The sequence below is a fragment of the Marinobacter sp. UBA3604 genome, from assembly GCF_002375325.1.
GTDB lineage: Bacteria > Pseudomonadota > Gammaproteobacteria > Pseudomonadales > Oleiphilaceae > Marinobacter > Marinobacter salarius.
The window spans coordinates 51838-77258 of record NZ_DFMB01000033.1 but is presented as its reverse complement, the minus strand read 5'-3'; the positions used below and the strand labels follow the sequence as shown (position 1 = coordinate 77258).

General features: G+C 59.0%; 24 protein-coding genes. 14 read left to right on the top strand and 10 right to left on the bottom strand.

The window, feature by feature from the left end:
• Positions 1-7: 7 nt before the first annotated feature.
• Positions 8-610, bottom strand: a complete 603-nt coding sequence (locus tag B2590_RS09185) for a PEP-CTERM sorting domain-containing protein (protein ID WP_036211470.1) — start codon at positions 608-610, stop codon at positions 8-10.
• A 293-nt stretch (positions 611-903) separates the two neighbouring features.
• Between B2590_RS09185 and B2590_RS09180 the strand changes: the two genes are divergently transcribed.
• Together B2590_RS09180 and B2590_RS09175 are read left to right on the top strand one after the other, a co-directional pair.
• Positions 904-1827: a DMT family transporter gene (locus B2590_RS09180; RefSeq protein ID WP_041332973.1), complete on the top strand. Its 924-nt coding sequence runs from the start codon at positions 904-906 to the stop codon at positions 1825-1827.
• A gap of 47 nt (positions 1828-1874) precedes the next feature.
• The gene (locus B2590_RS09175) at positions 1875-2414 is read left to right on the top strand and encodes a hypothetical protein (RefSeq protein ID WP_041336475.1); all 540 of its coding nucleotides are present in this window, start codon (positions 1875-1877) and stop codon (positions 2412-2414) included.
• Positions 2415-2419: 5 nt separating this feature from the next.
• Here the strand turns inward: B2590_RS09175 and B2590_RS09170 are convergent, their stop codons facing one another.
• A complete protein-coding gene (locus tag B2590_RS09170) occupies positions 2420-3592 on the bottom strand; it encodes a MalY/PatB family protein (RefSeq protein ID WP_213479722.1) in 1173 nt (390 codons plus the stop codon).
• A gap of 205 nt (positions 3593-3797) precedes the next feature.
• Between B2590_RS09170 and B2590_RS09165 the strand changes: the two genes are divergently transcribed.
• From B2590_RS09165 to B2590_RS09135, 7 genes are all read left to right on the top strand, one after another.
• Complete coding sequence (locus B2590_RS09165) at positions 3798-4685, top strand: AEC family transporter (RefSeq protein WP_036211478.1); 888 nt, start codon at positions 3798-3800, stop codon at positions 4683-4685.
• Positions 4686-4824: 139 nt separating this feature from the next.
• Positions 4825-7332: an acyl-CoA dehydrogenase gene (locus B2590_RS09160; protein ID WP_041332969.1), complete on the top strand. Its 2508-nt coding sequence runs from the start codon at positions 4825-4827 to the stop codon at positions 7330-7332.
• A gap of 216 nt (positions 7333-7548) precedes the next feature.
• The gene (locus B2590_RS09155) at positions 7549-8337 is read left to right on the top strand and encodes an ABC transporter ATP-binding protein (protein WP_007155128.1); all 789 of its coding nucleotides are present in this window, start codon (positions 7549-7551) and stop codon (positions 8335-8337) included.
• Positions 8327-9046 (top strand): ABC transporter ATP-binding protein, encoded by a 720-nt coding sequence (locus B2590_RS09150; protein ID WP_041332967.1) that lies wholly within the window; start codon positions 8327-8329, stop codon positions 9044-9046. The genes B2590_RS09155 and B2590_RS09150 overlap by 11 nt, the downstream gene beginning before the upstream one ends.
• Positions 9047-9077: 31 nt before the next feature.
• Entirely contained in the window at positions 9078-10295 is a 1218-nt protein-coding gene (locus B2590_RS09145; protein ID WP_036211487.1) for an ABC transporter substrate-binding protein, read from the top strand.
• A 45-nt stretch (positions 10296-10340) separates the two neighbouring features.
• Entirely contained in the window at positions 10341-11231 is an 891-nt protein-coding gene (locus B2590_RS09140) for a branched-chain amino acid ABC transporter permease (RefSeq protein WP_036211490.1), read from the top strand.
• A 4-nt stretch (positions 11232-11235) separates the two neighbouring features.
• Positions 11236-12162: a branched-chain amino acid ABC transporter permease gene (locus tag B2590_RS09135; RefSeq protein ID WP_036211493.1), complete on the top strand. Its 927-nt coding sequence runs from the start codon at positions 11236-11238 to the stop codon at positions 12160-12162.
• 14 nt (positions 12163-12176) lie between these two features.
• On the opposite strand, the gene B2590_RS09130 is transcribed toward B2590_RS09135, so the two are convergent.
• Entirely contained in the window at positions 12177-13124 is a 948-nt protein-coding gene (locus B2590_RS09130) for a LysR family transcriptional regulator (RefSeq protein ID WP_036211497.1), read from the bottom strand.
• A 237-nt stretch (positions 13125-13361) separates the two neighbouring features.
• Here B2590_RS09130 and B2590_RS09125 point away from each other — a divergent pair, with 237 nt between their 5' ends.
• A complete protein-coding gene (locus B2590_RS09125; protein ID WP_041336473.1) occupies positions 13362-14267 on the top strand; it encodes a DMT family transporter in 906 nt (301 codons plus the stop codon).
• Here the strand turns inward: B2590_RS09125 and B2590_RS09120 are convergent.
• From B2590_RS09120 to B2590_RS09100, 5 genes are all read right to left on the bottom strand, one after another.
• Complete coding sequence (locus B2590_RS09120; RefSeq protein ID WP_136634067.1) at positions 14240-14674, bottom strand: hypothetical protein; 435 nt, start codon at positions 14672-14674, stop codon at positions 14240-14242. The genes B2590_RS09125 and B2590_RS09120 overlap by 28 nt on opposite strands.
• 183 nt (positions 14675-14857) lie before the next feature.
• Positions 14858-15412 (bottom strand): gamma-glutamylcyclotransferase, encoded by a 555-nt coding sequence (locus B2590_RS09115; protein ID WP_036211525.1) that lies wholly within the window; start codon positions 15410-15412, stop codon positions 14858-14860.
• Positions 15412-16044: a MarC family protein gene (locus B2590_RS09110; protein WP_036211528.1), complete on the bottom strand. Its 633-nt coding sequence runs from the start codon at positions 16042-16044 to the stop codon at positions 15412-15414. Before B2590_RS09110 ends, B2590_RS09115 begins: the two co-directional genes overlap by 1 nt.
• Positions 16045-16123: 79 nt before the next feature.
• Entirely contained in the window at positions 16124-17071 is a 948-nt protein-coding gene (gene rluF / locus B2590_RS09105) for a 23S rRNA pseudouridine(2604) synthase RluF (protein WP_278366644.1), read from the bottom strand.
• A 35-nt stretch (positions 17072-17106) separates the two neighbouring features.
• Positions 17107-18111: a GlxA family transcriptional regulator gene (locus tag B2590_RS09100; protein ID WP_041332961.1), complete on the bottom strand. Its 1005-nt coding sequence runs from the start codon at positions 18109-18111 to the stop codon at positions 17107-17109.
• 110 nt (positions 18112-18221) lie between these two features.
• Here B2590_RS09100 and B2590_RS09095 point away from each other — a divergent pair, with 110 nt between their 5' ends.
• On the top strand, positions 18222-19130 hold the full coding sequence (locus B2590_RS09095) for an alpha/beta hydrolase (protein ID WP_041332959.1): 909 nt from the start codon (positions 18222-18224) through the stop codon (positions 19128-19130).
• 66 nt (positions 19131-19196) lie between these two features.
• Positions 19197-20069 carry an alpha/beta fold hydrolase gene (locus B2590_RS09090; RefSeq protein WP_041332957.1) on the top strand — a complete coding sequence of 291 codons (873 nt, stop codon included), beginning with the start codon at positions 19197-19199 and terminating at the stop codon, positions 20067-20069.
• A 4-nt stretch (positions 20070-20073) separates the two neighbouring features.
• On the opposite strand, the gene B2590_RS09085 is transcribed toward B2590_RS09090, so the two are convergent.
• Entirely contained in the window at positions 20074-20892 is an 819-nt protein-coding gene (locus B2590_RS09085; protein ID WP_286811877.1) for a hypothetical protein, read from the bottom strand.
• On the bottom strand, positions 20882-21502 hold the full coding sequence (locus tag B2590_RS09080) for a TetR/AcrR family transcriptional regulator (protein ID WP_036211544.1): 621 nt from the start codon (positions 21500-21502) through the stop codon (positions 20882-20884). Before B2590_RS09080 ends, B2590_RS09085 begins: the two co-directional genes overlap by 11 nt.
• Positions 21503-21692: 190 nt before the next feature.
• Here B2590_RS09080 and B2590_RS09075 point away from each other — a divergent pair, with 190 nt between their 5' ends.
• Positions 21693-23789, top strand: a complete 2097-nt coding sequence (locus tag B2590_RS09075; RefSeq protein ID WP_278366648.1) for a 3-hydroxyacyl-CoA dehydrogenase NAD-binding domain-containing protein — start codon at positions 21693-21695, stop codon at positions 23787-23789.
• Between the two features lie 72 nt (positions 23790-23861).
• Positions 23862-25043 carry an acetyl-CoA C-acyltransferase gene (locus B2590_RS09070; RefSeq protein WP_278366649.1) on the top strand — a complete coding sequence of 394 codons (1182 nt, stop codon included), beginning with the start codon at positions 23862-23864 and terminating at the stop codon, positions 25041-25043.
• Positions 25044-25421 lie beyond the last annotated feature (378 nt).

Here is a 25421-nt window from a genome sequence, read left to right as displayed (position 1 = left end):
CAACCGTTCAGGCTGAACGGCGGCGGGCACGCAGCCCCATACCGAGAAGGCCGAGGCTCAGGATGGCCAGGGTACCTGGTTCTGGTACTTCGCTGGCTTCAGAAATCAGTTCGACCTTTGCCTTAACCTTGGAGCCGTAGCTGCCCAGCCCAAAGATGCCTTCGTTAAAAGTGGTGTCGAAGAGGGATACACGAAGCAGACCATCGCCCAGTGCGCCAAACACCAGGTCAAGCGAACCGTTCCAGGACAACACACCTTCCTGGTAGAAGCCAAAGAGCACGGAATCTCCGGAGGTGTTCCCGTTGACAGAGCCACTCATCAGTTCCGGTGCTGTGAAGTTGAAATCGACGGAAATCGGTTTGGCGACTTTGTCATCGCTGTTGACCGTGCCTTCAGTCGTCCAGATTTTGAACAGATTAAAGGTCGTACTTTCACCGGCATTCAGATCGAAAGAAAACGGGTTGTCTGCATAGTCTGCAGAACCAACAACCAGTCCGGGGTCTGAATCATTCAGGTTGACCTGATAGCTGGCAGAGATCATTGCCGCGCTTGCCATGGCCGGCAGGCACATGGAAACCAGTAGTGCAATGGTGAGTTTAAGATGTCGCATAGCTGCTCCCTGGGTTATCCCACATTTCATTCGTTTTACTGCCCCGCCATACAGGCACCTGCTATACCAACATCTGAATTTCCAATCTAAAACAAGAATCTATATTTAATCCTGCATTTATCCAGCAGCGGGCTTGTAAGAAATCCTGACACCCAATCAGACAGTCACCAGCCGGATACGATCAACCAATATCTCCACTACCACTTTGGTAACAAGGCATTAGCTCGCAGGGCGTAGTATCCTTCGGGCTCCCGAACCAGATCAGAAACCCAAAAACCCTGACAGGAGTCGGTGTGTCCTCAGAAACCCCGAAACCACTATGGCTGGCCTACACCGGCCTGGTCCTGACCCCGTTGTTCTGGGCGGGCAACGCCGTGGTGGCCAAAAGTGTGGTTGGCGAGATTCCTCCCCTGTCCATGTCGTTCTGGCGCTGGGTGATTGCCCTGACGATACTCCTGCCCTTCGGGCTGCCGGGGGTCTGGCGCCAGCGCCGGGTCATCCGCGAACACGCACTGTCGATACTGGCACTCGCCACGTTCAGTGTGGCGGCGTTCAACTCGCTGCTTTATTTTGCCGCGGTGACCACCACGGCCACCAACATCGCGCTGATTAACGCCACCATACCCATCATGGTGGCGTTACTGGCCTGGTTGCTGTTGGGAGATCGCACACGCCCCATTCAGGCTCTCGGCATCGGGCTGGCGGTACTGGGCATCCTGGCGGTTGTGGCGCGGGGAGACCTCTCAGTGCTGACCGGTTTGCGGGCGCAACCCGGTGATCTGATCATGGTACTGGCGGTATCCAGTTGGGGCTTGTTCTCAGTACTACTTCGCCGCCAGGCGGTACCATTGGCCCCACTGACCTTTCTGACCGTCCAGATCGCCTGCGGCACTATGGTGATCTTGCCGTTTTTCCTGGTGGACCTACTGTTCTTCTCAGGTGGATTCGAGCTGAACGCATCAACCGCCCTGCCCATGATGTATTTTGCAATTTTCCCCGGTATTCTGGCTTACGCGTTCTGGAATCATGGGGTGCATCGGATTGGTCCTGCAAAAGCGGCCATCTTCATGTACCTCACCCCTGTATTTGCGTCGGTGATGGCGGGCATTTTCCTCGGGGAACGCCTGGGCCTGTTCCATGTCATTGGCGGCCTTCTGATTCTGGCCGGACTGTTCCTGGCCACCCGAACCACCGAACTTCGCCGCAAATACCGTTGAGCACCCAACAACAAATATCGACAAGGCAGGCATTCATGGTCAATGGCATGACAAGGCGCTTCAGATGGGCCGGCGTACTGATACTGGCGGCTTTCAACACCCCAGCGGTCGCTGCCCCCTGCGATCCTGAGGAAAATACCTGGATACCGAGCCGCTATTACCCACCGGGACAGACGGTCTTTCACCAGGGTGACTGGTACCAGTCCCGCGAACTCCACGAGGGTAAAACACCCGGTGCGGATTTCGAATGGGAAAGACTGGCGTCAGTGCCTGATTGCGGCGTCGGTCGTGATGACAGCAACGTCGCTGAGCGCAAATCGGAAGGTGGGGTGAACCACCAACCTCAGGCACCGGCCGACGCCGGCGAAACGCCCGTAAAAACGCCCAACGAGCGCCCACAGGCCTGCAAAGAACCCGGGCGATGGAGCTTTGGCGGCAGCTATACCGTGGGCCAGATGGCCGTCCATGAAGGGCAGACTTACCGCGCCATCCGCCCCAGCAACGGCCAGATGCCAGCCATGAGCCAGCCGCCTCACTGGCAGCCGGTAGACGATCCCTGCAGTAACGGCGCTGAAAACGCCGACTGATCCGGTTATTTATTCAGCGCCTGCCGGATCTGCTCCAGGGCCGTGTCCAGAACCCGGCGCGGGCAACCAATATTCATACGCATGAACCCGCTGCCGGGCTCACCAAAGGTGATGCCCGGGTTCATGCCAATACCCGCTTCCTGCACAAAGAACCGTTTCAGTTCCGCGTCGCTCATGCCCAGGCCCCGGCAGTCCAGCCACAACAAGTAGGTGCCCTCCGGCTCCGTTACCCGGATGTCAGGCAGGTGTTGGCGGATGTAGTCCATCACCCTGTCACGATTGCCTTGCAGGTAGATCATGAGTTCGTCCAGCCACGGGCCACCCTGGCGATACCCGGCCTCGAAGCCGGCGATACTGAAGGGATTGCACTGGTTCATGTGCATGGTGTCGAACACGTCTTTCAATAACTTCCGATGCTCTGGATTCTTCACCACCAGCGCCGACAAGCCCAGACCGGGCATATTGAAGGATTTACTGGGCGCTACGGTGGTAATCAGGGCCTGTTCCTCATCGGCCAGTTTCGCCAGTACATGATGGGCAGGCTTGTCCGGATAGGTGAGGTCGCAATGAATCTCATCCGACAGCACCACCAGGTTGTGGCGCCTGGCAATGGCCAATACCTCCCTGAGCTCGCTTTCGCTCCACACCCTTCCCACCGGGTTATGGGGCGAGCACAGCAGCAACACTCTGGCGTCGCCCCGCGCTGCACAGGCCTCAAGGTGTTCGAGATTCATCTGATAACGGCCATCCACCTGTTCCAGCGGGTTTTCAATCACCGCACGACCGGTTTTCCGAATGGCACTGAAGAAAGGCGGGTAAACCGGAGGCTGTATAATCACCCCTTCACCTTCGCCGGCAAACGCCAGTGCCGCTGCGTGCAGCGAAGGCACCACCCCCGGAGCCATCATTAACCATTCCCGCTCAATGACCCAGCCATGCCGATGTTCAAACCAGTCAATCACCGACTGGTACAGGCTCTCCGGAAACAGTGTATAACCGTATACCGGGTGCCTTGCCCGTTCTTCCAGAGCCCTGGTCACCGCTTCCGGCGCTGGAAAGTCCATATCCGCCACCCACAGGGGGATAACGTCATCTTTGCCGAATACCGCTTTGCGGGCGTCAAATTTTACGGAACAGGTGTTTTCCCGCTCAACAGGCTGGTCAAAGGTCTCAGGCACAAGTGGCTCTCCGCTAGGATGGTGAGTTAGGCAAGGTTATTCTGTGGCAGTCGTTACAATCCGTGCAAGTTGGGCGCTGCTTCCCCAGCTTATAGAAGGGGTTATCTTTGGTCGCAAGGGCACAGGTTTTACTTGCCTGGAACCCGGTATAATTGCGAACCTAACGAGTTATTTGCTTACCCTGATCGACCCTCGGAGCCCCTGAATGCTTGCCCAGATCCTGTCCACGATGTTGCCGGTCTTTCTGATCGCCGGTTGTGGTGCCCTTTACGGCCGATATCGCACTCCAGACATCAAAGGCTTGAACACCCTCAATATGGAGCTGTTCGTCCCCATGCTGGTGTTCGCGGTTCTGGCTGATCAACAGGCTCCGCTGCAGGATTACACCAGCCTGGCTCTGGCGGCAACGGTGGTCGTTCTGGGTTCCGGCATCGTGCTCTATCCGCTGGCCAGAATTCTGAACCTGAACCTTAAAACCTTCCTGCCGCCGATGATGTTCAACAATTCCGGCAACATGGGCATTCCCGTACTGGTATTTGCGTTCGGCGAGGCAGCTCTGCCCGCGGCCGTTGTCCTATTTGTCGTGGAAATGCTGCTGCACTTTACGGTGGGCATCTACATGCTGGACCCGCACACGTCGATCATCAGACGGCTTCGCATACCCGTTATTGCGGCAAGCATCGCCGGCCTTACCGTCAACTTCGGTGGCGTACCCATGCCACAATGGCTGTTGGAAACCCTGAACATGCTAGGCGGAGTGTGTATCCCGCTCATGCTCTTTACGCTTGGTGTTCGCATGCTGGATGTGGATTTCAGCGACTGGAAACTCGGGGTTCTGGGCGCTATTTCCGCGCCTGCATCCGGGTTGATTCTTGCCTGGCCAATGATAGCGATTCTGGATCTGCCGGGCCTGCAGATAGCTGCTTTGTGGGTCTTCGCCGCCATGCCCTCTGCTGTGTTGAACTACATGCTGGCGGAGCAGTATCAACAGGAACCTCATAAAGTAGCCTCACTGGTGCTTATGAGTAACCTCGGAAGCCTTGTGGTGATGCCGATTGTGCTGGGCCTGGTCTTTACAGCCGGCTATGTATGAACCGCTTCAGATAACGATCAATGTCGGAATCCTCGCCGGTGCGTCAAGATCACTAACGCAAGCGCTTGCAACCTCTCTGGCTTTGGCCGAAGGTAAGAACGATTCAGGTTGAATTTCTTCTCGATATGGAGATCCGCCCATGAGTGTTCTGCTTCTACTGATCAGTGCGCTGGTACTGATCTATCTTGGCATCGGTGGCACCACTGCCGCCACCGTGCTTGTGATTGCAACGGTCGTCGGGCTGTTTCAGGATGGCTGGCACATCCTCAGTATACTGTTTGGTGGCGGGCTGCTTGCTCTCAGCCTGGTGCTGGTGCTCCCAGGTGACTTGCGGCGCGAGAAGTTCAGCGCTCCGTTGCTGAACTGGGTGCGCGGTCGGCTCCCGAAGCTCTCGGATACCGAGGCCGAGGCCCTGCGCTCAGGTACCGTAGACTGGGATGGCGAGCTTTTCTCCGGGCAACCCAAGTGGTCGAAACTGCTCGATGCCAAACCGGCCCACCTCTCCAGCGAAGAACAGGCGTTCCTCGACGGGCCGGTCGAGAAGCTGTGCGGCATGCTGGATGACTGGAAAATCACCCACGAAGAGTACGACCTGCCCAACAAGGTCTGGAAGTTCATTCGCGAGAATGGCTTCTTCGGGTTGATGATTCCCAAGGAACAGGGCGGCAAGGGCTTTTCCCACACCGCCCACTCCGAGATCGTGATGAAGATTTCCACCCGCAGCGTATCCGCCGCTGTGACCGTCATGGTGCCCAACTCGCTTGGCCCGGGCGAGCTGCTGATGGAATACGGCACCGATGCCCAGAAAGAACATTATCTGCCGCGGCTGGCCGGCGGCGAGGAAATCCCCTGCTTTGCGCTGACGTCGCCGGTCGCCGGTTCTGACGCCGGAGCTATTCCGGACAAGGGCATCGTCTGTAAGGGCCAGTGGAATGGCGAGGAAGTACTGGGCCTGAAAGTCACCTGGAACAAGCGCTACATCACACTGGCACCGGTGGCGACGCTGATTGGCCTGGCCATCAAGGTCTACGACCCGGACAAACTACTGGGCGACTCCGACGACATCGGCGTTACCTGCGTGATGGTTCCACAGGACCTGGAAGGGGTTCACTCCGGCGCCCGTCACCTGCCAATGAATACCGTGTTCATGAACGGTCCGACCTGGGGCAACGACGTGTTTATCCCCATGGATCAGGTGATTGGCGGCCAGGACATGTTGGGCAAAGGCTGGAAAATGCTGCTGGAATGCCTGTCCATCGGCCGTTCCATCTCCCTGCCCGCATTGGGCACCGGCGCTGGCAAAGTGGCCAGCATGGCCACAGGCTCCTATGCCCTGACCCGGGAACAGTTCGGCCGCTCCATCAGCCAGTTTGAGGGGGTTCAGGAAGCGCTGGAGCCCATCGCCGGCTACACCTACATGATGGATGCCGCCCGATTACTGACATCCGGCATGCTGGACCGGGGTGTACGCCCCTCCGTGCCGTCAGCGGTGCTCAAGTACCGCAATACCGACTTGATGCGCACGGTGATCAACCATGCCATGGACGTGGTTGCCGGCCGCGGTGTTATTACCGGCCCCCGCAACTTCCTGGCCAGGGCGTACCAGGCGGTGCCCATCGGTATCACGGTGGAAGGCGCAAACATCCTGACCCGCAGCCTGATGGTGTTCGGCCAGGGTGCCATCCGTTGTCACCCGTTTATTGTTGAAGAAATCGAAGCAGCGGGCATGGACGATAAAAAGGCGGCGGTCGAGAAGTTCGACGGCATCTTTTACCGCCATATCGCCCACACCACCCGCAACGCGTTACGCTCGTTAGTGCTGGCACTGAGCGGCGGCTTGCTGGAAACCGTGCCCCGCCAGGGTAACATCCAGTCCAGCTATCGCCAGCTTGCCCGGTTCTCGGCCGCGTTTGCCCTGATGACCGACGTTACCCTGCTGACGGTTGGTGGCGGCCTCAAGGCACGTCAGCGCCTGTCCGGGCGGATGGCGGACTGCCTTGTACACCTGTATTACGCCACGGCGGTGATCAAGCAATGGCACGAGGAAGGCTATCCGGAAGACCAGCGGCCGCTGGTGGAATGGTGCCTTCAGACCAGTCTGCGCGACCTCAAGACATCCATGCGCGAGCTGATCATCAACTTCCCGGTTCCGCTGTTGCGCTGGCCGCTGCGGATGCTGGTGTTCCCTCTGGGCGCCACCGGCCTCAACGGCCCGGACGACGCCCTGGGCACGGAGGTGGCCGCCAGCATTGTGAACGATACGCCGCTACGCCAGCGCATCAGCCGTGGCAGTTACATCAATACCGATCCGGACGACCCTTTGGGCCGTGTACTGAACGCCTACCGGCTGGCCAATGAAACCAAGGACATGCGCGATCGCCTGCATGAAGCCCTGCGCAATCGGGATGAAGACGAGCTGGGCGGTATCGACCTGCTGATGGGGCACCAGCGTAAGGAACTGGTGGACTGGGCCTGCGAGCAGGGCGTTGTTCAGAAAGACGAATGCGACAAACTTCTTGAGGCACTGGAAGCACTCTACGACGTCATCCGCGTGGATGCCTTCGAAGCCGACGGGCTGAAAGCCCTGTCCCGGTGTGCCAAAGGTAAGCGCAAAGTGGTCGAACGCCCGCCACGGGACGAAGAATAACCACTAGAATAACCACTAAAGGCACGCCCTGAACGGGGCGTGTCTCCCCCACTGTTCCCCTCGCCCATTCTTGACAGAATCCACATTCGCCAACTATTACTGAATGTCGGTTCAAATAGCTGTATTTGCGACCTTTCAAGAAACCAGCTGTCACAACAACGAATAAAAACACGCGGCATCAGCGCCGCTCACCTGAATCGAAAGGGGTGTCTTTCCGTGGAAGAGCAGGCTGTAGGCGAGCAGACACAACCATCCTCAACCATCCTTGAAACCAGGAACCTGACCAAGGATTTCAAAGGCTTTACCGCCATCAGTGACGTCAGCATCAACGTCAAGACAGGCTCCATACATGCGTTGATAGGCCCGAACGGGGCCGGGAAAACGACGTTTTTCAACCTGTTGACCAAATTCCTCAAGCCCAGCGCCGGGCAGATTATCTACGCTGGCAAAGACATTACCAACGCGCGCCCCGCGGGTATTGCCCAGCAGGGGCTGATTCGCTCTTTTCAGATTTCGGCGGTATTTCCCCACCTGTCTGCCCGCGAGAACGTTCGGGTCGCCCTGCAACGCAAGTTGGGCATTTCCTATCACTTCTGGCGGCCGGTACGAATTCTTGATCAACTGAATGAAGAAGCGCAGGCCACCCTGGAACAGGTCGGCCTGGGGCCCTTTGCCGATACCAAGGCGGTGGAACTCGCCTACGGACAGAAGCGGGCGCTGGAGATTGCCACCACCATTGCACTCAAACCCAGGCTCATGCTGCTTGATGAACCCACCCAGGGCATGAGTTCAGAGGACGTAGGCACGGTCACCGAGCTGATTCGCAAGGTGGTGGATGGCAGAACCATCGTGATGGTTGAGCACAACCTCAATGTGGTGTCCACGCTGGCCGACACCATCACCGTCCTGAACCGCGGGGAGGTGTTGGCTGAAGGCAACTACGACACGGTATCGACCAACCCCGCCGTCATGGAAGCCTACATGGGAACCACCGATGCAGCCTGATCAACGCCCGGAAATGCTCAAAATCGAGAATCTTCACGCCTGGTACGGCGAATCCCACATTCTCCATGGCCTCGATCTGACTCTGCGGGAAGGCGAGGTGATTACCCTGCTTGGCCGCAACGGGTCCGGACGCACGACCACACTCAAGTCTATTCTGGGACTGGTCAGCAAGCGCACCGGCTCCATCAAGATCCACGGCACCGAAATCATCAACATGCCCACCCACCGCATTGCCCACGTTGGCAAGCTGGGGTATTGCCCCGAGGAGCGGGGGATTTTTGCGTCGCTCAACGTGGACGAGAACCTGGAGCTGCCCCCCGTGGTGGCCGATGGCGGGATGTCCGCGGACGAGATCTACAAAATGTTCCCGAACCTTGAAGAGCGCCGCAAAAGCCAGGGCTCCAAGCTCTCCGGGGGCGAGCAACAGATGCTGGCAATTGCCCGCATCCTTCGTACCGGCGCCAATCTCCTGTTACTGGACGAGATCACCGAAGGGCTTGCGCCGGTTATCCTCAAATCCCTGGATGATGTCATCCGCAAACTGCGTGACCGGGGATTCACCATCATTCTGGTTGAGCAGAACTTCCGCTTTGCCGCTCCGCTGGCCGACCGACACTATGTGATTGAGCACGGACGAGTGGTTGAGCAGATAGAAGCGGCCGATCTCGAGGCCAAGAAAGAGCAGTTGAACAGGCACCTGAGTGTCTGAACCCGAATCTAATAACAAAAGGAATCCCACCATGTTCAAGCACTGGAAATCTGGACTGGCAGGCGCCGTGGCAGCGGCTACCCTGGCAATGCCCCTCACGGCAGCGGCCGAATTGACCGACGGCAAAGTAAAAATCGGTGTCCTCAGTGACATGTCCGGCGTTTACAAGGCCCTCGAAGGGCCGGGCGCGGTGACTGCCGCCAAAATGGCGGTCGAGGATTTTGGCGGTTCGGTGATGGGCAAACCCATTGAGATCATTTCCGCGGATCACCAAAACAAGCCGGATATCGGCGCCAGTACCGCCCGGGAATGGATCGATGCGGAAGAGGTGGACATGATCACCGCCCTCGACAACTCCTCCGTTGCCTTGTCCGTTCAGGGCCTGGCCAACGACAAGAAAATCATCACCATGAACACCGGCGCCGGCACCACCGCACTGACAGAAGAACAGTGCACGCCTTACGGTATTCACTACGTCTACGACACCCACGCGTTGCCGGTTGGTACTGCTACGGCGATGGTCAAGAACGGCGGTGAAAGCTGGTTCTTCATTACCGCCGATTACGCCTTCGGCCACTCTTTGCGGGACAACACCGGCGCCGTGGTGGAAAGTCTCGGTGGCGAGGTGGTCGGTAACGTCAATGCGCCACTGTCCACCAACGATTTCTCCTCCTACCTGCTCCAGGCCCAGTCTTCCGGAGCCGATGTCATTGGCCTGGCCAATGCCGGCCAGGACACAGTGAACGCCATCAAACAGGCCAACCAGTTCCGCATCGTGCAGGGCGGACAGAAACTGGCCGGCATGCTGGTGTTCATCACCGACGTCCACAGCATGGGGCTGGACATTGCCCAGGGCCTGCAGTTCACCACGGCCTTCGTGTGGAACCAGAACGACGAGACCGAAGCCTGGTCCCGCCGCTTCTATGAACGCCACAACGCCATGCCCACCATGGTTCATGCCGGCGTTTACTCGGCGGTCACCAATTACCTGAAAGCAGTCAAAGCCACCGGTTCTGACGACAGCGATACCGTTCGTGCCGAACTGGGCGACATGACCCTTAACGACATGTTCGTGAAAGGGGGCAAGATTCTGCCCAACGGCTCCATGCTCCACGACATGTATCTGGTGGAAGTGAAGAAGCCGGACGAAGCCAGTGAGGAATGGGACCTGCTGCGGGTGGTCTCGAAGATCCCCGCGGATCAGGCCTACATCTCGCTGGAAGACACCAAGTGTTCGCTGGTTAACTAACCACACCGATTAACCACTGCTTCAGGGGAGATAGCCAACGTGTCGATGCAGGTCATACTGGCCCAGGCGCTGCTTGGGCTGAATGTGGGTGTGTTCTACGCCATGTTGAGTCTCGGGCTCGCGGTGATATTCGGGCTGCTGAATATCATCAACTTTGCCCACGGTGCCATGTACATGCTGGGTGCCTTTATCGCACTGATTGGCTACTCTCTGCTGGAGCAGTGGTTCGGTATCAGCCTTCAGATCGGATTCTGGGCGTCACTGCTGGTGGCGCCCGTGATCGTCGGTATTCTGGGGGTGACCATTGAACGCTTCATGCTCAAGCGTCTCTATGACCTTGACCACATCTATGGCCTGCTGCTGACGTTCGGTATCACGCTGATCCTGCAGGGCCTGTTTGCCAACTACTTCAACGTCTCCGGCACACCCTATCCCGGGCAACCGGAGAGCCTCAGTGGCGTAGTAAACCTCGGGTTCATGTACTTCCCGACCTACCGACTGTTCGCCATCATTTTCTCGCTGGTGGTCTGTTTTGCCACCTGGTACGTCATCGAACACACCAAGCTGGGTTCACGGCTGCGCGCCGGTGTCGAGAACCCGGACCTGACCCAGGCATTTGGCCTGAACGTGCCACTGATGATCACCCTCACTTTTGCCTTCGGGGCCGGCCTCGCCGGCCTGGCAGGCGTACTGGCCGCGCCGATCTACTCGGTCAGCCCGTTAATGGGAGCGGACCTGATCATCGTCGTGTTTGCCGTAGTGGTGATCGGCGGCATGGGCTCGATTATGGGCGCCATTCTATCCGGACTTGCGCTGGGCTTGATTGAGGGCCTTACCAAAGTGTTTTACCCGCCAGCGGCCAGCACCGTGATCTTCTTCCTGATGGTGCTGGTGCTGCTGTTCCGCCCTGCGGGCTTATTCGGTAAGGAGAAGTAAGGCCATGATCAACCGCGTTCTGTTTATCATCATGCTGGTCGCCGGCCTTGGCGCGCCCTTCTATGCCTACCCGGTCTTTGTGATGGACCTGCTGTGCTTCGCGCTCTTCGCCTGCGCCTTCAACCTGCTGCTCGGCTACGCTGGTCTGTTGTCATTCGGGCACGCCGCCTTCTTCGGCGGTGCCGCGTACATTACCGGTTATGTGACCAAAGAGTGGGGATTCGGGCCGATATTCGGCATTCTTGCCGGCACCGGGTTTGCGTTGATTCTCGGCACGATATTCGGCTTCCTCGCCATCCGCCGACAGGGCATCTACTTTGCCATGGTGACTCTGGCGCTGGCGCAGATCATCTACTTTCTGGCGCTTCAGATGCCGTTCACCGGCGGCGAAAACGGCCTGCAGGGCATTCCCCGTGGTGAGCTTTTCGGTTTCATCAGCCTCAACAACGAAATCGCCATGTACTACTTTGTGTTTGCGGTATTCCTGATTGGTTTCGCCATTATCCACCGAACCATCAACTCCCCCTTTGGCGAGGTCCTCCAGGCCATCCGGGAAAACGAATCCAGAGCACTCTCACTCGGTTACGACGTCGACCATTTCAAGCTACTGGCGTTTATCATTTCCGCCACACTCGCCGGAACGGCCGGTGCCACAAAAGCCGTGATATTCCAGTTTGCGGCATTAACCAACGCGCACTGGCAAACCTCCGGGGAAGTCATCCTGATGACACTGGTGGGAGGCCTTGGCACCATATTCGGGCCAGTACTGGGTGCGATTACCGTCGGCGCACTCAGCCATGAACTGTCGGCATTCGGCTCCTGGGTACAGGTGATCCTGGGGACTGTGTTCGTCGTCTGCGTGATGGTATTCCGCCGCGGTATCGTCGGTGAAATACAGCATCGGCTGCTGAAGAAAAAAGCGGATAAATAGGCCGCCGGGGCTTGTTACTCGCCCCGCAAGCCGCCGCGGATAGCCTCATCCACCAGCCAGCGACGCAACACCTGCAGCCCACGCTCCCGCCGACGGCTGGTTTTCCAGGCGAAATAGAACTTGTCGCCCGTCATCACCGAGTGACTGGGCAAACGGACAAAGTCCCCGGAATCCTGCCGTGTGCTCAGCATGTAATCGTTGGTCAGCGCGATGCCCTGATGAAAACGGGCCGCCTCCAGAGCCAGCAACATGTGGCTGAAGTGCTGTATCCGCGCCGTACCGGGGATCTTCTGATCCACCGCCCGATACCAGGCTTCCCAGTCACCGGCCGCCTTGTCGAAAATGCTGTGGGTGGACAACAGTGGGAAGCGACTCACCTCCTCCGACGACAACTCTGGCTCATCCCTTCCCTCAACCTCTGAATCCCGCCCCAGTTCCCGACGGATGCGCTGCCAGTAATCCTGGCTGCACACCGGAAACAGCCGCTCGGTATACAGCAACTCATAACTGAATGCCGCGGAAGACGGCTTGATGGTGATAAAACAGTCCGCCACCCGGTCGGACAGCACCGGGTTCTCACTGCTCATCTCCAGGGAAAGATCCAGTTGCGGATACTCCCGCTGCAAATCCGGCAACCGCGGCACCAGCCAGCGCACCGCAAATGAACTGAACACCGACAACCGTAACCGCGACTCCTCATGGCCCAGCAACTGCTCACTCACCCGTTCAATCTGCAACAACGCCGACCCCACGCCATCCAGATACTGCCGGCCTTCGTCGGTCAACGTCAGAGTGCGGCCACTGCGCCAGAACAGTTTCTCACCGAGATAAGTTTCCAACTGCTTGATCTGGTGACTGACCGCACTTTGACTGACCGCCAGCTCCTCCGCCGCCAGCGAAAAGCTGTTCAGCCGGGCAACGGCTTCGAAGACGGGTAGGGCTTTGAGAGGTGGAAGCTTCATTATCTAAATTTCTAATGATAAGTGATTAAAGATCATTTTATCGGATAGTAATACACCACTAGACTCACCATCACAAGATTCAGGGAGCCCTGCACACCACCCTTTCCAAAACTGTACGGAGCCATGGATGGCGAAGTCCAAGCGTCACATGAATGTGCCGAAGGAGCGTGTTTTGGAAAGGGTGGTGTGCAGGGCGACAACTCCGATGTCGGAGCAAAACCAAGAGGAGCCGAAATCATGTCAGGCAAAACCGTAAACAGTGCAATCCTTCTGCTGGTGATCGGCAACGCCATGGCATTGATCAGCGATGTGTTCATCAAACTGCTGGAACCCGGCGCCCCCGTATTCCAGTTTGCCTTCCTGCGCTGCGTCATCACCCTGTTGCTGCTACTGCCCCTGGCCGGCCAACTCAACCGGAAACACCTGTTTTCCGGTATCAAGGTCCACGCCGTGCGGGCCCACATACACCTGGCTGGCATCCTGTGCATGGTTGTTGCCCTCGGCAATCTGCCGCTGGCCACCGCCAACGCCGTGTTCTACGCAGCTCCCATCCTGGTCATGGTGCTGTCCGTCATGCTGTTCCGGGAAAAGCTGACCCCGCTGAGCGTCTTTGCCGTCTTCAGCGGATTTGGCGGCATCGTCGTTATCCTGCGGCCAGTAGAATTCAACTGGGCGGCCATCGCCGCACTGGCCTCCGCCTTTGCACTGGCCATCAACGCCGTCATGGTTCGTAAACTGCCGAAGCAGCAGTCCACCGTTCACAAGCTGTTCCTGAATTACGCGCTGATCATCCCGGCCGCCGGCGCACTGGCCTTATGGGAAGGCGCCGCCTGGGACAGCTCCATACTTATCAGTGCACTGGGATCTGCCCTGTTTATTCTGGGCTACAACATCACCGTGTTGCTGGCCTACCAGCAGGTGGATGCCAACCAGGTGACCAGCGCCGAATACACCGGCCTGATCTGGGCAGTCGGCATTGGCTGGGTCTGGTTCTCCGAAGTGCCGGACCTCTGGTTCCTGGCTGGCAGCACCATGATCGTCGTGCCGCTGATAATGATTGGACTGAAGAGCCGGCGCCGTTCACAGGCGCCGGCGAGAGGCTTTAACCCAAGCAATCAACGAGTTACGTCAATCAGTAGCTGAGCGCCCTGCAGCACCTGATACTCCATAGGGTAGGTGCCGTTGTTGTAGTAGAACCGGAAACGGGTGCCACGATCATCCCGGTAATGGTGACGGTGTTTGTTCCAATGGCGCTTGTGGCCCTGGTAACCATGCCTTTTCTGGTGGTACTTCTTATGCTTCCAACCGTGTTTGTGTCGGTTGTGAGCCTTGTTTTTCCAGCCATACTTGCGATCCCGGTGGCCGTGGTGTGCATCCGCATCGCGGTGCCGGGATGACAGAAGCTTCTTGTGGTGGGGTATGCCCCTGTCGTGGTCCACTTTCTGGTGGAACCCTGCCCTGTGGTTCTCCCGCCTGTCAGAATCTGCCACAGCCGGGCTGGTGGCCATTATCAGGCCAACAAGACAACTGCCAATCAGAAATGCTTTCATCGTTCTTCTCCCGATCTTTTCAGATCCCGGATTAGCATCCACGAACACTCTGTGGCTGCTCCCTAATTTCAGAGTACGGAACTTCCGGGGAAAGTCAGGCGATCGGCGGCGGCTTTGCACTTCTTTTACGCAGGCGCGGACAGTCTTTACAGTTGCCGTGGCCGGCTGACCGTCACGACAGAATCAACGCAGGTGGGATTCCAGCTCAAACACGTGGGGATCATGATCACCCAGCGTACGCAAAGCGTCCGCCAGCTTCAGCAGATACTCGCTGTTAGGGCCACTCGGCCCGGACGAACGCGCAATCTGGCTGGCGATGTCGAGCGTCGAAGCGGGCCCCAGAAAAGCGGCGTTGTCCTCGGTGGCAATATAAACAAGGCCTTCCGCATTGCTACCGTCATCAAATGTCATGGTCGTGCTGAAGCGCAGGTAGCCGTTCTTCTCACGTACATCCAGGTGCTCAAACACGTCCGGTGATACCCGATAGGCCATGCCCTTGCATGTCGCACCAGGCTGGCTAACCAGCGTGACCACACGCCCGGGAGCCTCCGGAGTACCGCGATGATCATGGGAGCCCTGCCAGAAACGCCGGGCCCAGCCTTCAATCGTCGCCGGCTGCTGCTCAAGGAAGGGGAAGTCCACCTTGTAGATCAGCGAGCCATAGCCGAACAGCCACACGGAGGACACTCCGTCAAACTGCTGGCGACTGCGATTGTGCGCTACGGTATCGAAAGACATCAGGAGGCCGACGTGGAAGCAATAAATCCAGCGATGCCCGTTAATACAATTTCCGCCGCCATGGCAGACAGAATCAGGCCGCTGATCTTGGAGAGTATGTTCAGCCCGGTCTTACCCAGCGCCTTTTCCAGGTATCCGGACAAGTGCAGTAGAACCGCCAGGATAACCAGCCCCGACACCAGCCCCAGAAGCCCTCCGGCCACTTCCGGCACAGCGTTCAGCTCGGCACCGTAAACCAGGATCGCACCGATGGTGGCGGGGCCAATCATCACCGGAATGGCCAGTGGCACCACGGCAATGTCATCGCGGTCTTCATCCGGCAACCCCGTGGCGTGGTTGCGGGTACCACTGGTGACCAGGCTGATGGCGGTCAGGAACAGCAGGCTGCCGGCACCGATCCGGAACGAGTTCAGGGTAATGCCAATGGCACTGAACAGCAGTGGCCCGGCAAAGAACAGTACCAACCCCAGAATCATTGCGGATACGGTGGAACGGCGGATGATCGAACGCTTTTCAGACGCCGGCAGCCCCCGGGTTAACGCCAGAAACATAGTGACCACGAAAAACGGCGCCAGCAGGAACATAAAGCGGATCGTGCTGCTGATGTAGGTACTGATAAACGCTTCAAACATTCAGAATATCCGGTCAGGGGTAAAAACGGTATAGCATAGCGACAGTGGCGCCTTCGTGCCGTACGGAAGTGAACGTATCCTAGCGCTTAACGCTGCTTTGCCTGGGTTTGCGTGGCTTTCCTGGCTTGCCGGGTTTTCCCGGGCGCGAGGGTTTGCCGTGTTTTCCAGCGGGCTTTCCTGGCCTACCGGACTGTCCTGCCTTTGCGCCCTTTCCACGCGGTCCCGATGGCGATGTCCCGGGCTTTTTGCCAGGCCGCTTGCTCGCCGGCTTTTTCGTTTCGCTACGGGTATCGGAGCTCACTTCCGAGGACGAATCGCGGATCATGTCAAACAACCCGGCCAGCTCCTTCGGCCCCAGATCCCGCCACTCTCCGACTGATAGTCCTTTGAGGCTGATATTCATGATGCGCACACGCTCGAGCTTCGTGACCTCGTAATCAAAGAACTCGCACATGCGACGAATCTGTCGGTTCAGACCCTGAACCAGGGTAATACGGAACACGAAACGGGACACCTTTTCGACCTGGCAGCGTTTGGTGACCGTGCCCAGTATCGGTACCCCGGCGCTCATACCCTGCACGAATTCTGCGGTCACCGGCTTGTTGACGGTGACCAGGTATTCCTTCTCGTGGTTGTTGCCCGCGCGCAGGATTTTGTTCACCAGATCGCCATTGCTGGTGAGGAAAATCAGCCCCTGGGAGTCCTTGTCCAGTCGGCCAATGGGGAAGATCCGCTCGCCGTGGCTCACATGGTTAACGATGTTACGGCGCTCCGCCGGGTCGGTGGTGCTGACCACGCCCACGGGCTTGTTGAGGGCGATAAAGATCAGGTCCTCTTCGTCTCGCGGCTCGATCAACTGGCCGTTCACCGTGACCTTGTCGCCGGGCAGCACCTGATCGCCCACCTGGGCCGCCTTGCCATTAATGGCAACGTTGCCGTTCTCGATATAGCGGTCGGCCTCCCGCCGGGAACACATGCCACTCTCGCTGATGTATTTGTTGAGGCGGGTGGAGTTTTTGCCGGGCATGGGAGTCCTGTCTTCGGTCGGGGATCGTCGGGGCATCAGGCCACTTTTGGGGATACATAGCTGAAACGCTTGCGGTATTGCTCCATGGTACAGCCTACCGTGCGTTTAAACAGCCTCCGGAACGAACTGGCATCTTCGTAACCCACACTCCAGATGATGCGTGCAGTCTGTTCGCGGCTGGATTCCAGCAGGTGCTTGGCCGCCTCGATCCGCAGATGCTGCAGGTAGCCGATCGGGGTTTCGCCAGTGGCTTCCTTGAAACGACGCTTGAAGGTGCGGGTGCCGAGGCCCGCTACGGCAGCCACTTCGTCGATGGTCAGTGCATCGGCGTAGTGCTGTTCAAGCCAGGACTGTGCCTTGCGGATAGCGTCATCCTGATGGGCTTTCTGGCTGTAGAAGGCCATGTAGGGCGTTTGCTCCGCCCGGCGGCCGTCCAGCACCAGCATCTTGCTGCAGGCCAGGGCAACCGCCGGTGACGAGAAGCGCTCCACCAGGTAACTACACAGATCCACAAACGCAGTGGCGCCGCCGGCACAGATGATGCGGCCGTTATCCACCAGCAACTGGTCTTCCTCCAGGCGCAGGTGCGGATAGCGGGCACGGAACAGCGGCGCTGCCCGCCAGTGGGTGGTGGCAACCTGGTCGTCCAGCAAACCCGCCTCCGCCAGTACGAAACTGCCGGTGCAGACGCTCGCCAGCACGGCGCCCCTCTCCAGGCCTTCCCGCAACCAGCCGTAAAGCGGTCTTGAGGGTGCGAGCGTCTTCTCCAGCCGTTCCGCGCCCACGGCGGCTTCCACCGAGGAGCCCACCACGATCAGGTCCGGCTCGAAATCCCCACGCTTGCAGGTTGGCGTCACCACCGCACCGCTGTACCCGCGGACTGGCTGGTCGTCCACCGTCACCACCTGGCAATTAAACAGGGGCTCGCTGCGGCCAGCCGGAGCGCGGCCGCAGAAGTTGGCAACGGTGAAGAAATCCATGATGCCGTGCACACCGGAGGCATGGCAGTTGGGAAAGGCAACAATGGCAACATTGAACATGGAAATGGCCCTTTCAGCACTTTATATGTCAAATATGACACTCCTGCTGGCAACCCGCAAGCCCTAACCTGAACCTGTCATCCACTACCACTGGAAGAAGGACTTTCACCATGACCTCACAACTGAACACTCAATCAGTGATCTTCGAGCGACCGACAACCCACAAGGTTGAAGGCCCGAAGGGGTTTTCGCCCATCCGCCTGGCACTTCAACTCTACGGTCGAATGGCCCCTGAGAAAGCCGGCCGGCTGGTTAACCGCATGGCGTTCAGGCCCTCGCGCCTGCCCATGCCATCCCGCTATGAATACCTGCTGGACAATGCTGACAGCTATACCCAGCTGCAGCACGGCGCCCGGACCATTCCGGTGTATTCCTGGGGCCAGGGGCCTGTGATTCTGGGCGTTCACGGCTGGGCCGGTGCCGGCATCCAGTTCGGCGCCTGGGTCAACCCGCTGGTGGAAGCCGGCTATCGCGTGGTGCTGTTCGACGCCCCCGCCCACGGCCGTGCCCAGGGCGAGAGCACCAACCTGTTCGAAATGGCCGAAGTCGTTGCCAGGGTGGCGGCCAGCGTCGGCCGGGTCCACGGGGTGCTGGCCCATTCCATTGGCTGCATTGCCGCTGCCCGCGCAATCGCGGACGGCCTTAAGCCTGATTATCTGGTCATGCTGGCGCCCCCTGTCAGCCTCACGGCGGTGATGGATAACCTGGGCCGTCAACTCGGCCTGAGCCAGGACGTTCTGGCGGTGCATCTGCAATTGATGGAGGAGCGTTTCGGCAAATCCGTCTGGGAGCAACTGGACCTGGAAGCCCTGTCACGGACCCTCACCCAGCGGGGCTTGATGGTCATTGATGACGATGACACCTCCATCTCGCCAGACGAAAGCGAACGGGTTTTCAACAACTGGGAAAACGCCAACGTGCTCCGCACCCGTGGCCTGGGCCACCACCGCCTGCTATGGAGCCCCATGGTTGTGGACACGGTGCTTCGGGATCTGGGCAGGCCGGTGGACACCCTCTGATTGCGCGATTGCGTCAGTCCGTTTATGGTCTGGCAGCAGTACCATTCGCATTCACGGAGCCCAGCCATGCACCTGTCTGAACCAAAACAGCGACAAACGCCCCGGGGACGCTTCGCCTGGCGAGAAGGCGGGGCACCCGGTGGCAAGGCGTTGGTGATGATCCACGGCTGGCCGGAGAGCTCCTACTGCTGGGAGCACGTGGCAGCGTATCTGAAGGCGGGTTTTCGCATCATCGCCCCCGACCTGAGAGGACTGGGCGACAGTGAACGCAGCCCGGACATCGAACACTACCGCAAGCAGGAAATGGCACAGGATGTGATCAGCCTGCTGGACCAGCTTGGTATTGACGAGTTTCAGCTGGTGGGCCACGACTGGGGCGGCATCGTCGCCCAGGAAGTCGCACTGGCCATTCCCGACCGGGTGCAAAGGTTGGTGATCATGAACATCGCCATCATCAACAACCTCAAGGGCAACCAGGAAGTGATCGAGAAGGTCCGCGCCAGCAGCGGTGCAGCCTACTGGTATCAGCACTTCATGCAGACGCCAGGCCTGCCTGAAGCGATGATTCCGGGCGCCGAAGAGACCTGGCTGGGGCATTTCCTGCGCACCTGGAACCGCGACCCGTTTCCACGGGACGCATTCGACGAATACGTGCGCACCTTCCGGATTCCGGGAACGCCGGGTACCAGCTCCAATTACTACCGCACCTTCCACGAAGACGCCAAACGCTGGGCCACCACGGCAGACCATACGTGGCCCATGCCCGCCCTGTATATCTACGGCAACAAGGACAAGGTGATCATTCCGGAGTACCTCAATCATATTGAGGAATGCTTCGCAGACCTGCGAGTGAAGGAGGTGGAGGCTGGCCACTTCCTGCAGGAAGAGCAACCCGAAGCCGTCGCCGGGTATCTCAACGATTTCCTGGACACAGCCTGAGCTATTACCTCGACGGGCTGACGTACACCCAGTTGGTGCCGACGTTGTCACACACCACGATCTCGCGGTTGATCACCATGCACAGGGACAGGTCCTGCGGAAGCTCGTTGTGGTAACGGGCTTTTACCGCGAGTTTTTTCTTGTCCTGCTTCAGCAAGGTGAAGGTCTGCTCCATACGCCGGGCAAAGTCGACGCCGCCATCCTCAATGGTGTGAAAGGCGTTGTGGAACGCCGTGAAGCTCATGGTGTTGGCGCCCAGGCCGATGTCCACCATCTTGGGGATGTAGCGGTCGTAGGCCTCGGAGAGGTATCGGCGCACGGCCTCTGAATCATCGCGGTTGCCCTCGAACGGACGCAGACCAAGGCGGTTATCCTCCGCCAGGGCCCCTTCCGCCAGCTGGCTGTTGGGCTGGTTTGAGACCAGATCATAGCGCTGCCGAGGACAGGCAATGCGCTGGCCTTCCAGTTGGCAATCCGAAAGCAACCCGCTTTGCGGCGGGTCTTCTTCAGACCCGGTTCGAACGGGTTCCGGTTCCGCGCCAGACGATCCGGGGCTGGAGTCGGCTTGCGCGGGAGCACCCGGCTCAGGCACTTCCAGGCCCAGTCGCCCGGCAGGGCGCCGCAGAAGCAATGCCTGCACCTGCGGATCGTTGCGCTTGAAATCCGTGGGGGACGGCAAGCCCCCGCCAAGCCCTTCGCTCACTACGCGACAATACATCTGTTCCAGTTCAGTGGTGGCGCCGTCCATACATTCATCTCCGGCTGCATGAACGGCACCGGCACAGAGCCCCAGCAGGATCAGGGCCAGCCATCTAACCGTCATCACGCTGCCCCAACGCCACGCGCGCCATCAAGTCTTCCACCCGGCGTATGGTTTCAGCATCGCCCTTCTTCCCCGTAAGCACCACCTGGGAGCCGATGGTGGCCACGTACATCAGCAGCGACAGATCGCGAATGCGCTGGGGATCGCTGCTCAGCCGTTCATATAGCTCGCAGTTCTGGTTGATGCGCGCTTCGTCCACCTGCGTGACCAGATCAGCCGCGTAGTCATTTCTGCGGGCAAAATCCCGCACCGCCAGCTCCACCTGCAGGCGACGGATATTACGGGACGCATCCGTGAGCAACAGTTCCAGAATTTGCCGCAATTCGGTTTCGACATCCCCACCCTTGGGTTTCCAGTACTGAAGCTCGTGCAGACGCCGGTCCCGCCAGCGGTTGAGGAAACGCACCACCAGGTCTTCGTGGTCCTTGAAGTGCCAGTAAAAACTGCCACGGGTCACACCGAGCTTTTTTGCCAGGGTCAGCACCCTCAGGTTGCTGAAACCACCGGCTGCAACCTCGCCGGCGGCCGCATCCAGCCAGTCGTCGCGGGTCAACTGCGCTTTTTCCGGCGTCTTGCGGCTGCGGCGTTTCTGAGGTTTGGCATCCGTCATGGTGGAATCTGGTCCTGCTACTGGCTGTTGGGTGTGAATTCTACATCAACAGCGGAGCCATGTTTGAAAGCGTTGACCCCGCCCAAAACATACATTAGTGTATGGACAAACAATACACCAGTGTATGGATAATTCAACAGGTCTTCCGTACACCGCCTACTATCCAATGCCAGTATCAGGGAGCTGCTACATGAGTACTGCCCATTACGATGTGAACGGCAACATCGCCGTCATCCGACTCGACAACCCGCCCGTCAATGGCCTGGGCCTTGAACTCCGCCGGGGTATTGTTAACGGTATCCAGCAGGCAGAAGCCGATGATGCAGTGAAAGCCGTGGTACTGATCGGCTCCGACCGTGCCTTCTCCGGCGGCGCCGACATCAGCGAGTTCGGCTCTCCCAAAGCCTTTGCCGAACCCAATCTGAACACGGTAGTCAACTACGTGGAAAGCAGCCGCAAGCCAGTGATCGCGGCCATCAGCGGCGCCTGCATGGGCGGCGGACTGGAACTGGCCCTGGGTTGCCACTACCGCATCGCCAAGCCGGACGCACAAATCGCCCTGCCGGAAGTAAAATTGGGCCTGCTGCCAGGCGCCGGCGGTACTCAGCGCCTGCCACGAGTCATCGGAGCTGAGCACGCTGTAAATATGATCGTCTCCGGCAGCGTCGTACCTGCCAAACAGTTCAAGGGCAGCGCCCTGTTCGATGAGATTATCGACGGCGAATTGCTGGACGCGGCCATCGCCTACGCCACCAAGGTGGTCAGCGAGAACCTGCCACTGAAAAAAGTGCGCGACCTGAAAGCCAAGCACCCGAACCCGGAAGGCTTCTTCATGTTCACCCAGAACACCGTCGGCGCCATGGCCAAGAACTACCCGGCCCCGCTGAAGTGCGTGGAAGCCGTAAAAGCCGCGGTTACCATGCCATTCGACAAGGGCATGGAAGTGGAGCGCGAAGCTTTCGTCAATCTGATGCAAACGCCGGAATCCCGCGCCCTGCGTCACGCGTTTTTCTCCGAACGCCTGGCCAGCAAGATTGCCGACGTGCCGTCTGACACCCCGACCCGTGACATCAAGTCTGTCGGCGTGATTGGCGGCGGCACCATGGGTACCGGTATCAGCATCAACTTCCTGAACGCCGGTATCCCGGTAACGATTGTAGAGATGAAACAGGAAGGCCTGGACCGTGGCGTTGAAGCCATCCGCAAGGTCTACGAAGGCCGCGTGAAGAAAGGCCGCATGAGCGAGGACGACGCCAAAGCCAAGATGGCTCTGTTGACCCCATCCCTCACCTATGACGATCTGAGCAGTGTTGACCTGGTGATCGAAGCCGTGTTCGAGGAAATGGGCGTCAAACAGTCCGTGTTCGAAAAGCTGGACGAAGTGTGCAAACAGGGCGCGATCCTGGCCTCCAACACTTCCACCCTGGACCTGAACAGGATCGCCAGCTTCACCAAGCGCCCGGAAGACGTCATCGGCCTGCACTTCTTCAGCCCGGCCAACATCATGAAGCTGCTGGAAGTGGTACGTGGCGACAAAACCGCCAAGGACGTACTGGCCACCGCCATGAAACTCGCCAAGACCATCAAGAAGACCGCCGTGGTCTCCGGCGTGTGCGACGGCTTCATCGGCAACCGCATGATCAACCAGTACCAGCGCGAAGCCCTGCTGATGCTGGAAGAAGGCGCTAGCGTGCAGCAGATCGACAAGGCCATCGAGAAGTTTGGCTTTGCCATGGGCCCGCTGCGCATGGCCGACCTGGCCGGCGGCGACATCGGCTGGGCCATCCGCAAGCGCCAGTACGAAGAAAACCCGGACATGGTGAAGATGGTGCTGGCTGACCGCATCTGTGAAATGGGCCGTTACGGCCAGAAGACCGGCGCTGGTTTCTACCGCTACGAGCCGGGCAACCGCAACGCCCTGCACGATCCGGAAGTAGACAAGGTGGTGGACGAGGTTCGCGCCGAACTGGGAATTACCCCGCGCAAGATCAGCAACAAGGAAATCGTCGAGCGTTGCGTGTATGCGCTGGTAAACGAAGGCGCCCAGATCCTCGACGAAGGCATCGCCCAGCGCGCCTCTGACATCGACATGGTGTACCTGACCGGTTACGGCTTCCCCGTTTTCCGCGGCGGCCCCATGCACTACGCCGAGGAAGTCGGGCTGCCCAACGTGGTGCGCGCCATGCAGGCCTTCACCGAAGACCGCCACACCCAGCCTGGTTTCTGGGAGCCCGCGGCCCTGTTGGCCAAGCGCGCTGAGGAAGGTAAAGGTTTCGACGCCAAATAACCGGTCCACAAATACCCTCGGGGCGCCTGCCCTTTATCGATAAACAGGCGCTTCGAACGAAGGAGAATTGTTATGTCTAATGATGTTGTCATCGTATCCACCGCCCGCACGCCCCTGGCCAAATCCTGGCGCGGCGGCCTGAACATGACCCACGGCGCTACTTTGGCGGGCCACGCCATCCAGCACGCGGTCGAGCGCTCCAAAGTCGACCCCAACGAAATCGAAGACGTGCTGATGGGCTGTGCCCTGCCCGAAGGCTCCACTGGTAACGACGTCGCTCGCATGGGCGCCATCCGTGCTGGCCTGCCCGTCACCGTTGGCGGCGCCACCATCAACCGTTTCTGTTCCTCCGGCTTGCAGGCCATCGCCATGGCCGCCCACCACATTGCGGTTGACCGGGTACCGGTGATGGTTGCCGGCGGTGTGGAATCCATCTCCACCGTTCAGGCCAACGTGAACCAGAACTACTTCATGGAACCCTGGCTGGCGAAGCACAAGCCGGAGCTGTACTGGTCCATGCTGGACACGGCGGAAACCGTGGCCAAGCGTTACGACATCAAGAAAGAAGACATGGACGAATACGGCGTCCGCAGCCAGAACCTGGCCGATCAGGCTCGCCAGGACGGCAAGTTCGACGACGAAATCGTACCCATCACCACCACCATGGGTGTGGCGGATAAGGCCACCGGCCAGCTCAGCAGCCAGGAAGTCACCATCAGCCAGGACGAAGGCATCCGCCCGGGCACCAACCTGGAAGGCGTCAGCAAGATCCGCTCAGCAATGGAAGGCGGCGTGGTCACCGCCGGCAACGCCAGCCAGTTCTCCGACGGCGCCTCTGCCTGCGTGCTGATGGACAGCAAAGTGGCCGAACAGCGCGGCGCGACGCCGCTGGGCATCTTCCGTGGTTTCGCGGTTGCTGGTTGCGAGCCCGACGAAATGGGCATCGGCCCCGTGTACGCCGTTCCCAAACTACTGAAGCGTGCCGGCCTGACCGTGGATGACATCGGCCTGTGGGAGCTCAACGAAGCCTTCGCCGTGCAGGTCCTCTACTGCCAGCGCAAACTCGGCATCCCGATGGACCGCCTGAACGTCAACGGTGGCGCCATCGCCGTCGGCCACCCCTACGGCACCACCGGCTCCCGCCTGGTCGGCCACGCCCTGATCGAAGGCAAACGCCGGGGCGTAAAATACGTCGTGGTCACTATGTGCGTCGGTACTGGTATGGGTGCTGCTGGGTTGTTTGAGGTTGCCTAAGGCTTTGGTTGCTGCCTGAAGCCTCGGTTGCCCTTGGCTTGGGTGAAAGTGCCCGTTGGGAGTGGGTGTCCAAAACACGCTCCTTACGGCACGTCCATGTGACGCTCGGGCTCCGCCATCCATGGCTCCGCACGGTTTTGGACACCCACTCCCAACGGCCACCCAGAGCTGTGTGCAAAGGCAAACAGGTGCAACCATTAAACGCAGTGCGAGTGCTCGTTAAAGCTTTTTCAATAACAGGCAAGCGCGGAGTCAAAGCGTCGGATGGGTATCCCCTTTCAAAACTGTACGGAGCCATGGATGGCGGAGTCCAAGCGCCCCATGGATGGGCCGAAGGAGCGTGTTTTGAAAGGGGATACCCATTCGGCGCCGCCCCCG